The organism is Aquabacterium olei (genome assembly GCF_003100395.1).
GTDB lineage: Bacteria > Pseudomonadota > Gammaproteobacteria > Burkholderiales > Burkholderiaceae_C > Aquabacterium > Aquabacterium olei.
The window spans coordinates 1,064,881-1,077,513 of the sequence record NZ_CP029210.1 but is presented as its reverse complement, the minus strand read 5'-3'; the positions used below and the strand labels follow the sequence as shown (position 1 = coordinate 1,077,513).

Below are 12,633 nucleotides of genomic sequence, written 5' to 3'. Positions count from 1 at the left end.
ACCCCGGATGACGTGAACGCCTTGCTGGCCCTGGGTCAGCAGGCGCGGGCCGCCACCACCGCGCAAGAGCTGGCCTTCCTGCTGGTCAACGTCAGCCACATGCTGACCCCTTACCGGCAGGCGGTGCTCTGGCTGGATGACCACGGCGTGCACACGCTTTCGGGCGTGGTCCAGATTGAGGCCAACGCCCCCTATGTGCAATGGGTGAACCAGGTCTGCCAGCACCTCAGCCAGCAGCCTGACGGCATCCCGCTTCAGGTCGTGCGCGCGGCAGACCTGCCCGACGCCCTCGCCGCCGCCTGGCGCGAATGGTGGCCCCCCTATGCCCTGTGGGTGCGCCTGCCGCAGGGCGCCGTCGTGCTGCTGCGTGACGACCCATGGACCGTCCACGAACAATGGCTCTGGCAGGACTGGGCTGCCACCTGGGCCCACGCCTGGCACGCCCTCGTGCACCCGCGTGCCACCGGCTGGCGTCGCACCGGGCAGCGGATGCGCCAACTCTGGCAGACACAGCCCGGTCGCCGCTGGTGGCAGCAAACCCGCGTGCGCGTACTCGCTGGCCTCATCGCCGTGTTGCTCTGCCCTGTGCAACTCTCCGTGCTGGCCCCAGGCGAACTGGTCCCGTCGCAACCGGTCGTGATCCGCGCCCCGCTGGAAGGCGTCATCGACACCTTCCACGTCCAGCCCAACCAGCGCGTCACCACAGGCACACCGCTGTTCGGCTTTGACGAAGCCCTGATCCGCAGCCGCCTTGACGTGGCCACCCAGGCCCTCAGCACCGCCGAGACCGAATACCGCCAGACCTCGCAGCAAGCCCTCATCGACGCCCGCTCCAAGACCCAACTGGCCTTGCTGACCGGCAAGATCGAGGAAAAGCGCGCCGAAGTCGAGTACCTCGCGGAACAGCTCACCCGCGCCCGCGTGCTGGCGCCGCGCGAGGGCGTCGTGCTCATGGACGACCCGTCGGAGTGGATCGGCCGCCCGGTCAGCGTGGGCGAGCGCATCCTGCGGATCGCCGCCCCGCGCGACGCCGAGGTCGAAGCCTGGGTGCCCCTGGCCGACGCCGTGCCCTTGCCTGCAGGCACCCGTGTCAAGCTCTACCTTCATGCCAGCCCGCTGTCACCCGTCCAGGCCACCGTGCGCTACATGGCCCACGACGCCGTCGCCCGCCCCGACGGCCAGTACGCCTACCGCGTGCGCGCCACCCTGAGCGCCCCCACCGACCACCGCGTGGGCCTCAAAGGCTCGGCCAAGCTCAGTGCTGGCTGGACACCGCTGGGCTACTGGGTGCTGCGTCGCCCCCTGGCCGCCCTGCGCACCACGTTCGGGATCTGAGCCATGTCCTGGCCTGAACTGCGCGAAGAGCTGGACCTGCTGCCAGGCCCGACCCTGCCGGACGGCCAACCGAGCTGGACCCTGCACGACCCGGTGCGCAACCAGTTCTTCCGCATCGACTGGCCCACCTTCGAGGTGCTGCAACGCTGGGGTCAGGGCGACGCCGGCGCGGTCGCGGCCGACATCAGCGCCCGCACCACGCTGCCGATGCACGCCGACGATGTCACCGCCGTCATCCAGTTCATCTCGCAGAACCAGCTCACCCGCCGTGTCTCGGCCGACCAGGCACGTCAGATGGCCCAGCTCTGGCAGGCCCGCCAAGGCACCTGGTGGAACTGGCTGCTGCACCACTACCTGTTCTTCCGCGTCCCCCTGTGGCACCCCGATGCGTGGCTCGGGCGCTGGCAAGGCGTGGCGGCCTGGTTCACCTCGCGCACCTTCCTCGGCCTCAGCGCCGCCGCAGGCGCTCTCGGTCTGTATCAGGTGGTGCGCCAGTGGGACATCTTCAGCGCTTCCCTGGTCGACACATTCAACTGGTCCGGCCTGGCTGCCTACGGTGTGGCGCTGATCGGTGTGAAGTTTCTGCACGAACTGGGGCACGCCTTCACCGCCAAGCGCCTGGGTTGCCGCGTGCCCACCATGGGCGTGGCGTTTCTGGTGATGTGGCCCGTGGCGTACACCGACACCAACGAGACGTGGCGCCTCACCGACCGTCTGGCTCGCCTCCGGGTGGCCGCGGCCGGCATTGCCACCGAACTGATGATCGCCGTCTGGGCCACCCTCGCCTGGGCGCTGCTGCCCGATGGCAGCCTGCGCTCTGCGGCCTTCGTGCTGGCCACCACCTCGTGGGTGGCCACCGTGGCCATCAACGCCAGCCCCTTCATGCGCTTTGACGGCTACTTCATCCTGTCCGACGCGCTCGACCTGCCCAACCTGCACGAGCGCAGCTTTGCGCTGGCCCGCTGGCGCCTGCGCGAATGGCTCTTTGACTTGCAAGAAGACCCGCCGGAGCACTTTGCCCCGGTCCGCGAGCGCGCCCTCATCGCCTTCGCCTGGCTCACATGGGTCTACCGCCTGGTGCTCTTCCTCGGCATCGCCGTGCTGGTGTACCACGTCGCCATCAAGCTGCTCGGCATCCTGCTGTTTGCCGTCGAAATCCTCTGGTTCGTCCTGCTGCCGCTCTACCGCGAAGTGCAAGCCTGGCAACAGCGCTGGCCGCTCATCCGCCAGCGTCGCCGTAGCAGGTTCACCCTGGGCATCGTCGGTGGCGTGATCGCGCTCGGCCTGCTGCCGTGGCCGGGCCTGATCGGCGCCAGTGCGGTGCTGCGCCCGGTGGACAGCTGGCCGGTCTTCGCCCCGGCGGGCGCCCGCATCGAAGCCATGCCCGTGGCGGACGGCGCCCGCGTGGCAGCCCAGCAGCCCCTGCTGCGCCTGCAAGTGCCCGACCTGGCCATGCGCCGGCAAGCTGCACTGGCCCGGCTGGAAGGATGGCGCTGGCAAGCCTCGGCCTCGGCCTTCGACGCCGACACGCGTCGCCAGTGGCTGGTGAACGAAGAACGGCTGGCCGGCGCCCAGGCCGAGCTGGTGGCGCTCGACACCGAAGCCGCGCAACTCGCCCCCCGCGCACCCTACGCCGGCACCTTCTACCGCCTGGACCCCGACCTGCACACCGGCCAGTGGGTCACCCGCAAGGACAAGATCGGGCTGCTGGTGCGTCAGGGCAGTGCCTGGCTGGTGGAAACCTGGCTGGACGAAGAAGCCGTGCAACGCGTGCAGGTAGGCGACACCGCCCGGTTCCTGCTGCCCCATGCGCCCCTGTCCGCCGTTTCCGCACGGGTCACCCAGGTCGAAGCCGATGCCACCCGTGTCCTGCCCCGCCCGGAACTGGTCGCGCCCCTCGGCGGCCACCTGCTGACCCGCGAAAAAGAAGGCCGCTTCATCCCGGAGCGCGCGGTCTACCGCGTCGTCCTCAGCGTGTCTGCGCAGGACATGCAGGCCAGCGAGCTGGCCCAGCACGCATGGCGTGGCGAGCTCACCATCCACGGCAGCTGGGAAGCGCCCCTGGGGCGCTATGTGCGCCAGGCGCTGTCTGTCCTCATCCGGGAATGGGGCTTCTAAGGAGACTCCACGGCCAGCAGGGTGACCTGAAGCGTGCCGTCGCGCTCGCGCCCGCGCAGCCACCACACGGCGCCCTTGCGCAACGACCAGGGTTGGTCCTGCCCAGCCAACAGGCGCGCCGCCAGCAAGCCCAGCACCGGCTGGTGGCCCACGATCAGCACCGGGTCGCGCGACTGGGGCCATCGCGCGGCCGCCAGAAGGTCATCGACGGTCGCTCGGGGGTCGAGTGACGGCACGGTGCGAAAGTCGCGCCCCAGCGCACGGGCCGTCTGCTGGGTGCGCACGGCCGGGCTCACCAACACCCGTGCACCGGCACTCAGCCGCTGGTTCAGCCAGGCGGCCATGCGCTCGGCCTGGCGCTCCCCCTTGGGCGTCAGCGGCCGGGCCAGGTCGGCTGCCAGATCGTGCTGTGCCCCGCCCTCTTCCGCCGTCGGCAAGGTGATGGCCTGGGCATGGCGCCAGAGGATGAGGTCCATGGGATGGGCTCCTTCAGGTGAGGGCCCGGTCACGGTAGCGGTCCATCAGCGCCCGCTGCGCGCTGTGGCCTTTCGTTCCGGCCCGGGTGTAGCGGCCATCGCTGCTCTGCACCCATGCATCGCGGGCATCGTGCAGATACGGCACCAGGCATTCGTCGATCACGCGCTGGCGCAAGGCCGTGTCGCGCACAGGCCAGGCCACCTCGATCCGTCGGGTCATGTTGCGGTTCATCCAGTCGGCACTCGACAGGTAGACCGCCTCGTCGAACTCCGATTGGCCCCAGCGGAAGTACATGACGCGCGTGTGCTCCAGCAAGCGTCCCACCACCGAGCGCACACGAATGCGTTCGGTGAAGCCGGGCACGCCGGGCGGCAGGATGCAGGCCCCGCGCACGATGAGATCGATCTCGGCACCGGCCTGTGCGGCGGCCACCAGCGCATACACCAGGGGTTCGTCCGTCAACGAATTGGCCTTGACGACGATGCGCGCCGGCCGGCCGGCACGGGCCGCCTCCGTCACCCGCTCGATCAGGCGCAGGAACTGGGTCTGCATCGCAAACGGCGCGAGCAGCAGATGGCGTGGAGGCTTGAGCTGGGTCAGGCTGGCCAGTTGCTGGAATACCATGTCCACATCGGCCGTGAGCTCCACATTGCTGGTGAGGTAGCCGACGTCGGTGTAGAGCTTGGCTGTCTTCGGGTTGTAGTTGCCCGTGGACAGGTGCGCATAGCGTCGCAGCCGTGCCCCTTCGCGCCGCGTCACGAGCATCATCTTGCCGTGGGTCTTGAGGCCCACGATGCCGTACACCACCTGCGCGCCCAGCGCTTCCAGCCGTTCGGCCCAGTTGATGTTGGCTTCCTCGTCGAATCGGGCCTTCAGTTCCACCACGGCCAGCACTTCCTTGCCGCGGCGCAGCGCCTCAAGCAGCAACTCCATCAACACCGACTCACTGCCGGTGCGGTAGATGGTCTGCTTGATCGCCAGCACGTCCGGGTCGTGCACCGCCTGGCGCAGGAACTCGACCACCGCATCGAAGGACTCGAAGGGGTGATGCAGCATCACGTCATGGTGGCGCAGGTGGTCGAACATGCCCTCCTCGCGGGGCAGCCCTTCGGGCCAGCCCGCTTCGTGCGGGAAGAAGCGCAGGGCATCGCCATCGACCTGGTCGATCAGCTGCGTGAGGCGCACGAGGTTGACCGGGCCATTGACCTGGAACAGCGCCTGTTCGGTCAGGCCGAACTGCTCGAGCAGGAAATCGGACAGGTCGCGCGGACAGCTGCGCACCACCTCCAGGCGGATCGCCTGTCCGAACTGGCGGGTGCTCATCTTCGAGCGCAACGCCTGGCGCAGGTCCGTCATGTCGTCTTCGTCGACGTCGATGTCCGAATCCCGGGTCACGCGGAACTGAGAGAAGGCCTCGATCTCGCGCCCCGGGAACAGCTCCTCCAGGTGCGCGCGGATCACGCTGGACAGCAGCACGAAACACTGCTTGCCGTCGGAGACCGCATCGGGCAGGCGGATCACGCGCGGCAGCACCCGCGGGATGCGCACGATGGCAATGTCGTTGTCGCGGCCGAACACGTCACGCCCGCCGAGGCGCACGATGAAGTTCAGCGACTTGTTGGCGACCTGCGGAAACGGATGCGCCGGATCCAGCCCGATGGGCACCAGCAGCGGCCGCACCTGGCGCCGGAAGAATTCGGCCACCCACTCGCGCTGGGGCGCATTGCGGTCAGCGTGGTTCAGTATGTAGACGTCGGCCTGCCGCAGCAGCGGGCCGAGCACGTGGTTGAACAGGTGGTACTGGTCTTCCACCAGTTCGTGCGACGCCTTGGCCAGGTCGTGCAGGTACTCGCGGTCGATGCCGGTGCCCGGCGTACGCGAGGCCTCCAGCACGTCCGCATAGCGCACCTCGAAGAACTCGTCGAGGTTGGCCGAGACAATGCAGACGTAGCGCAGGCGCTCCAGCAGCGGCACGTCGTCGCGCTCGGCTTGCGCCAGCACACGACGGTTGAACTCCAGAATCGCCTGTTCGCGGCTCAACAACTTCAAACGCGGGCTACCTGACACCTGTGAAGACCTTCTGTTTTTCTGAGATGACTTTCCGCGTCAAAAACGCGGCCGCTCCATCTTAGAACCGAGATCCCGACAGGATGATGACAGTTCCGTGACACGTGCAGGCAAATCGACCGGATCACCCCAGTGGGGGTGAGCGGCCGACTGGCTCAGGCTTTGAGCCATGCCGGCCGGCGCGCCTGTCAGTGAGCGGCTTCCCAGTTGGGGCCAGCCCCCACCTCGGCCAGCAGCGGCACCCGCAAGGCCCCCACACCGGCCATCATCGCGGGCACCTCGCGTCGCACCCAATCGAGTTCGGCTTCGGGCACCTGGAAGACCAGTTCGTCGTGCACCTGCATGATCATCAGCGTGCCCTTGCCCTCGGCGTCGAGCCGGTCCTGCACGGCCACCATGGCGAGCTTGATCAGGTCGGCCGCCGTGCCCTGCATCGGCGCGTTGATGGCCGCGCGCTCGGCCGCCGCACGCAGCGGGCCGTTGCCGCTGTGGATTTCGGGCAACCACAGGCGGCGGCCGAACACGGTCTCCACATAACCCTTGTCCTTGGCTTGCAGGCGCGTGTCGTCCATGTAACGTTTGACGCCCGGATAGCGCAGGAAGTAGCGCTCGATGTAGGCGGTGGCCGCGCTGCGCTCGATGCCGAGGTTGGACGCCAGACCAAAGGCGCTCATGCCGTAGATCAGGCCGAAGTTGATCACCTTGGCATAGCGGCGCTGCTCGCTGCTGACCGCGTCCGGCGCCACGCCGAAGATCTCGGCCGCCGTCGCCCGGTGCACATCCATGCCCTCGGCAAAGGCCTTCAGCAGGTTCTCGTCCTGCGAGATGTGGGCCATGATGCGCAACTCGATCTGCGAGTAGTCGGCGCTGACGATGACATGCCCCGGCGGCGCGATGAAGGCCTCGCGGATGCGACGCCCCTCGGCCGTCCGCACAGGGATGTTCTGCAGGTTCGGCTCGTTGCTCGACAGCCGCCCCGTGACCGCCACGGCCTGTGCGTAGTTGGTGTGCACGCGCCCGGTCTGCGGGTTCACCATCTGCGGCAGCTTGTCGGTGTAGGTCGACTTGAGCTTGGCCAGGCCGCGGTATTCGAGGATGCGCGCGGGCAGCGGGTAGTCCTCGGCCAGCTTCTCGAGCACTTCCTCGTTGGTGGACGGCGCCCCCGTGGCGGTCTTCTTGACCACGGGCAGGCCCTGCTTCACGAAGAGGATCTCGCCGAGTTGCTTGGGTGAGCCCAGATTGAAGGGCTGCCCTGCCAGCTCGTAAGCGGCCTGTTCCAGTGCCACGATGCGCTGGGCCAGTTCATGGCTCTGCTTGTTCAGCAAGGCCGTGTCGATCAGAACCCCATTGCGCTCGATGCGCTGCAGCACGCGTGAGGCCGGCAGCTCGAAGCGCTGATAGATGTCCAGCAGCCCGGGTTCCGCCTGCAGGCTGGGCCACATGGCCTGGTGCACGTGCAGCGTCAGGTCGCTGTCTTCGCACGAATACTGCGCGGCCCGCTCGACGGCCACCTGCGCAAACGGGATCTGCTGGGCGCCCTTGCCGGCCACGTCTTCGTAGCTGAGGCCGCTGCGTTGCACATACCGCTGGGCCAGCTCGCCCAGGTTGTGCTTGCGGTGCGCCTGGAGCACATAGCTCTCCAGCATGGTGTCGTGCGCATAGCCCTGCACGGCAATGCCATGGTTGGCCAGCACGTGGGTGTCGTACTTGATGTTCTGGCCGACCTTGGGCCGGTTGGGATCTTCGAGCCACGGGCGCAAGCGGGCCAGCACTTCGTCCAAGGGCAACTGCACCGGGGCATCCGGGCCCTCATGGCGCAGCGGGATGTAGCAGGCCTCGCCCACCTTGTCGCTGAACGACAGGCCCACGATGCGAGCCTGCATCGGGTCGAGCGAGTCGGTCTCGGTGTCGAAGGCCACCAGTTCGGCGGCATTCAGGCGCGCCAGCCAGGCGTCGAAGGCGGGCCAATCCAGCACGGTGTCGTACCGGGTCTCCAGCGCGGATGGCGGCGCGGCGGGCGCCTCGCTGGCCTCTGCCACGGTCGCGTCACCGAACAGGTCGCCCGTGGCCGACGGCGCGCGGGATGCAGCGGGTGCGCTGGCGCCCGCCCCGCTGCGCAGTTGGCGCTCCAACTCGGCCTTGGCCGTTCGGAAACCGAAACGCCCGTAGAAGTCCAGCAGACCATGCAGGTCCGGGTTCCGGAAAGCCAGAGCGTCCAGGCCGGGCCACTCTGGCACGTGGCCGGTCAGGTCGCAATCGAGCTTGACGGTGATCAGCCGGCGCCCCTGGGGCAGCCAGTCGAGCGCCTTGCGCAGGTTCTCGCCGGCCACGCCCTTGATGCTGTCGGCGGCCGCCATGATGGCCTCCAGCGTGCCATGCTCGGCCAGCCACTTCACCGCCGTCTTGGGGCCGACCTTCTCGACGCCCGGCACGTTGTCCACCGCGTCGCCGATCAGGGTGAGGTAGTCGATGATGCGGTCGGGCGGCACACCGAACTTGGCCAGCACACCGGGCTCATCGAGCACCTCGGGCGGCTTGGCCATGGTGTTGATGAGCGAGACGCAGGGGTTCACGAGCTGGGCCAGGTCCTTGTCGCCGGTGGAGACGACGACCTTGTGGCCCGACTCCACCGCCACGCGGGCCAGGGTGCCGATGGCGTCGTCGGCCTCGATGCCGGGCACCTCGAGCACGGGCCAGCCCAGCAGCTTCACGACCTCATGAATCGGTTCGACCTGGGCACGCAGATCGTCCGGCATCGAGGGCCGGTGGGCCTTGTACTCGGGGTACCACGCGTCGCGGAAGGTCGGGCCCTTGGCGTCGAACACACACACGGCGTGCTCGGCCGGGATGTGATCGCGCAACCAGCGCAGCATGTTGACCATGCCGTGGATGGCCCCGGTGGGCACATTGTCCGGCCCGCGCAGGTCGGGCATGGCATGGAAGGCGCGGTAGAGGTAGCTGGAGCCGTCGACCAGCAGCATCGTGGGCTGCGTGGACTGCGCGGGAGGCTGGGGGGCGTCAGGAGAGACCGTCGGTGCGTTCATCCCCGAATTGTGCCGCCTGGCGTCAGAACTCGCCCGAAGCGCCGACCGAGAACAGATAGTTGCTGCCGCGGCCGTCGATGATGTAGTCGAAGCCGGCGATCAGGCGCACGTCGCGCACCGGCTGGTAGGACAGGGCCGCGCCCACATACGGCGCCGTGCCGTAGCCGCGCTCGTCGGCGCGGGCCCCGCTGGCCAGCGTGACCTCACGGTCGGTGCGCTTGCGCGCCACACCCACACGCAGGTGGTTGGTGATGCCGTGCAGCAGCTCGACCTCCCAGTTGACGCCGAAGGTCACGGCGCGCACGTCGCGTCGCTCGGTGGCCACCCCGGTGGCGGCGGTGCGGGCCGGGTCGTTGTCGCTGTCGACCGTGCCGAACACGAAGTAATTGATCTCGGCCGCCAGGCCCGGCGTCAGGCGCTTGCCACCGAAAACCTTGCCGCTGAAGGCCGCGCGGTTGCACTCGGAGCCGCAGTCCCACTGATGGGCGCCGATGCCGAAGGCGCCACCGCCATAGATGCCCATGGGCGACGAGGCCGGCGCCATGGTCTGTGCCGTGGCCGACAGGCCCAGCAACGACAGGGCCACGGGCAACACAAGGTTCTTGGACAGCAGACGTGCAACGGCAGGATGACGCATGGTTTGGACGGGTTGCAAGAGGTGAGAGGGTCGAATGACGCACGCGACCGACACGGGCATCAACACAGTGAGAACGAGTCTGCCATAGGGCCTCCTACAATCCCGTGCTCGACTTCCCCGTCACCCCCCGGGTAAACGCGCAAACTTTCGGGGCTTCCAGCCGATTTGGTCGGGAAGTGTTCCCCGGGTGTCACGCGCGTGGGCGAGGCCCCCTTTTTCACCGCTGTCCGACTCGTCTCATGGCCGTCTTCACCGAAGTGTCCCCGCAGGAAGCGGCGGACCTGCTCTCCACCCTGAATCTGGGCACGCTGCAATCCATGCAGGGTTGCGCATCGGGCATCGAGAACACCAACTACTTCGTCAGCACCGACCGCGGTGACTATGTGCTGACCCTGTTCGAGCGCCTCAGCTTCGCGCAGCTGCCGTTCTACCTGAAGCTGATGCACCACCTGGCGGCCCGCGGCATCCCGGTGCCGGCCCCGCAGGCCGATGCGCAGGGCGAGATCCTGCACACGCTCAAGGGCAAGCCAGCCGCAGTGGTGACGCGCCTGAAGGGGCGCAACCAGCTCAGCCCTCAAGTGGCGGACTGCGCACAGGTGGGCGCCATGCTGGCCCGCATGCACCTGGCCGGGGCCGACTACCCGCTGCAGCAGCCCAACCTCCGCGGCCTGCCGTGGTGGACAGAGACCGTGCCCGTCGTGTTGCCCTTCCTGTCGGCCGAGCAGGCCGCGATGATCATCGACGAACTGGCCTTCCAGCAGGCGCTGGCGGCCACCCCCGCCTACGCCGGCCTGCCCCGTGGCCCCGTGCACGCCGACCTGTTCCGCGACAACGTGATGTTCGACGGCCCCACCCTGTCGGGCTTCTTCGACTTCTACTTTGCCGGTGTCGACACCTTCGGCTTCGACATCGCGGTGTGCCTGAATGACTGGTGCATCGACCTGGCCACGGGGGCGCTGGACGAAGCCCGCGCTGCCGCGTTCGTCGCCGCCTACGACGCCGTGCGCCCGCTGACTCACGAGGAGCAGGCCCTGTTGCCGGCGCTGCTGCGCGGCGCCGCGCTGCGCTTCTGGACCTCGCGTCTGTGGGATTTCCACCTGCCCCGCGATGCGGCGATGCTGCAGCCGCATGACCCCTCCCATTTCGAGCGCGTGCTGACCCTGCGCCGCAACCAGCCCTGGGCATGGCAGCGCCCTGATGGAGTACCCCAGGCATGAAGCTGCGCCTCGTCAAACCGGCACAGGGCCTGGTGTGGGTCCGACAGGGCCTGCTGCTCGGCAAGCGGCAGCCGCTGAACTTCGTGGGCCTGCTGGGCCTGGTGGCCAGCGTGGCACTGCTGCTGATGAGCCTGCCCGTGATCGGCCCGCTGCTGCTGCTGGCGGCCATGCCGATGGTGTGGATGGGCTTCATGCTGGCCTCGCGCCACGCACTGGCCAGCGAGAAGATCCCGCCCTCCGTGCTGATCGAGGCGGTGCGCACGCAGCCGGAGATGCGCAAGGCCTTTGCGCGCCTGGGGGGTGCCTACGTCGCGGCCACGCTGGTGGTGATGCAGCTGGCCCATGTGTTCGGCCCGGGCGCCGACGTGCTGGCCGAGGCCTTTGAAACCGCGCAGGATGCCGGCGAGATCCTGGCAAATCCGCTGGTCCAGCAGGACCTGCTGTGGCGCATGGCGCTCACATTGCCGGTGTCGCTGCTGTTCTGGCACACACCGGCTCTCATCCTGTGGGCCAGGCAGCCGCTGGCCAAGGCGCTGTTCTTCAGCTGGATCGCCTGCTGGCGCAACCTCGGCGCCTTTGTCGTGTACGGGGCGGCGTGGGCCGTGCTGATCGTTCTCGTGGGGCTGATCGACAGCGTGATTGCGATGGTGGTGCCCGTGCCTGCCGTCGTCAACGTGCTGGCCGTGGCCACCGGCCTGTGGGTGGCGGCGGCGTTCTACGCCTCGCTGTACTTCACGGTGGTCGACTGCTTTGACGCACCGGGCACCCCGCCCGATGGGTCATTGCCCGGTCAGGATGTGAGCCGCGACACGCCGTCGAGCGGGCAGGCGTAAATCGCGTTGCGCAGGGCCGCAATGGCCTCGTAGCGCGTGAAGCTGCGGCGCCACACCAGCACCACCCTGCGCGTGGGCGCCGGCTCTTCGAACGGGATGTAGACGAGGTGTGGATGCGGCTCGACCGGCACTGACAGCCTCGGCACGACCGTGACGCCCATGCCGGCGGCCACCATGTGCTTGATGGTCTCGAGCGACGAGCCTTCGAAGCTGCGGCGGATGCCTTCGGCGTCGCTGGAAAACCGGGCGAACTCGGGGCAGACCTCGAGCACGTGGTCGCGGAAGCAGTGCCCGGCGCCCAGCAGCAGCATGGTCTCGCGCTTGAGTTCCTCGGCGTCGATGCGCTCGCGGGTGGCCAGCGGGTGGTTGCGGGGCACCGCCACCATGAAAGGCTCTTCGTACAGCGGCGCCGTGGCCAGGTTGGTGTCCGGGAAGGGCTCGGCCAGGATGGCGCAATCCAGCTCACCGGCGCGCAGCATCTCGAGCAGCTTGACGGTGAAGTTTTCCTGCAGCATCAGCGGCATCTGGGGCACGCGGGCAATGGCCTGGCGCACCAGATCCGGCAGCAGGTAGGGGCCGATGGTGTAGATGACACCGAGGCGCAGCGGCCCGGCCAGCGGGTCCTTGCCGCGCTTGGCAATTTCCTTGATCGACTGCGCCTGCTCCAGCACGGCCTGCGCCTGGCGCACGATCTCTTCGCCCAGTGGCGTGACGCTGATCTCGGCGCTGCCGCGTTCGAACAGCTTCACGTCCAGCTCGTCTTCGAGCTTCTTCACGGCCACGGAGAGGGTCGGTTGCGACACGAAGCACGCCTCGGCGGCCCGGCCGAAGTGCCGTTCGCGCGCCACGGCAACAATGTAGCGAAGTTCAGTCAGCGTCATGACCGGGATTGTGCGGCAAGCCGC

9 protein-coding genes are annotated in these 12,633 nt (G+C 68.3%); 4 read left to right on the top strand and 5 right to left on the bottom strand.

Translation table 11 applies throughout. From position 1 onward, the window contains the following. Positions 1 to 12: 12 nt before the first annotated feature. Both DEH84_RS04815 and DEH84_RS04810 read left to right on the top strand, forming a co-directional pair. Complete coding sequence (locus DEH84_RS04815) at positions 13 to 1,335, top strand: efflux RND transporter periplasmic adaptor subunit (RefSeq protein ID WP_245932687.1); 1,323 nt, start codon at positions 13 to 15, stop codon at positions 1,333 to 1,335. A 3-nt stretch (positions 1,336 to 1,338) separates the two neighbouring features. Then, the gene (locus DEH84_RS04810) at positions 1,339 to 3,453 is read left to right on the top strand and encodes a site-2 protease family protein (RefSeq protein WP_109035253.1); all 2,115 of its coding nucleotides are present in this window, start codon (positions 1,339 to 1,341) and stop codon (positions 3,451 to 3,453) included. Here DEH84_RS04810 and DEH84_RS04805 read toward each other — a convergent pair. The 4 genes from DEH84_RS04805 to DEH84_RS04790 form a co-directional block, all read right to left on the bottom strand. Beyond that, on the bottom strand, positions 3,450 to 3,929 hold the full coding sequence (locus DEH84_RS04805; protein ID WP_109035251.1) for a SixA phosphatase family protein: 480 nt from the start codon (positions 3,927 to 3,929) through the stop codon (positions 3,450 to 3,452). The two genes, DEH84_RS04810 and DEH84_RS04805, sit on opposite strands and share 4 nt — an antisense overlap. A gap of 13 nt (positions 3,930 to 3,942) precedes the next feature. Further along, positions 3,943 to 5,997: a polyphosphate kinase 1 gene (gene ppk1 / locus DEH84_RS04800; RefSeq protein WP_109035249.1), complete on the bottom strand. Its 2,055-nt coding sequence runs from the start codon at positions 5,995 to 5,997 to the stop codon at positions 3,943 to 3,945. Between the two features lie 188 nt (positions 5,998 to 6,185). Further along, on the bottom strand, positions 6,186 to 9,041 hold the full coding sequence (gene polA, locus DEH84_RS04795) for a DNA polymerase I (protein ID WP_109035247.1): 2,856 nt from the start codon (positions 9,039 to 9,041) through the stop codon (positions 6,186 to 6,188). 22 nt (positions 9,042 to 9,063) lie between these two features. Continuing rightward, positions 9,064 to 9,678, bottom strand: a complete 615-nt coding sequence (locus tag DEH84_RS04790) for a hypothetical protein (RefSeq protein ID WP_159098864.1) — start codon at positions 9,676 to 9,678, stop codon at positions 9,064 to 9,066. A gap of 239 nt (positions 9,679 to 9,917) precedes the next feature. Between DEH84_RS04790 and DEH84_RS04785 the strand changes: the two genes are divergently transcribed. Both DEH84_RS04785 and DEH84_RS04780 read left to right on the top strand, forming a co-directional pair. Beyond that, a complete protein-coding gene (locus DEH84_RS04785) occupies positions 9,918 to 10,895 on the top strand; it encodes a homoserine kinase (protein ID WP_109035243.1) in 978 nt (325 codons plus the stop codon). Next, the gene (locus tag DEH84_RS04780) at positions 10,892 to 11,728 is read left to right on the top strand and encodes a BPSS1780 family membrane protein (RefSeq protein ID WP_109035241.1); all 837 of its coding nucleotides are present in this window, start codon (positions 10,892 to 10,894) and stop codon (positions 11,726 to 11,728) included. Before DEH84_RS04785 ends, DEH84_RS04780 begins: the two co-directional genes overlap by 4 nt. Here DEH84_RS04780 and DEH84_RS04775 read toward each other — a convergent pair. Beyond that, complete coding sequence (locus DEH84_RS04775; protein WP_109035239.1) at positions 11,686 to 12,609, bottom strand: LysR substrate-binding domain-containing protein; 924 nt, start codon at positions 12,607 to 12,609, stop codon at positions 11,686 to 11,688. The genes DEH84_RS04780 and DEH84_RS04775 overlap by 43 nt on opposite strands. Between the last annotated feature and the right edge of the window lie 24 nt (positions 12,610 to 12,633).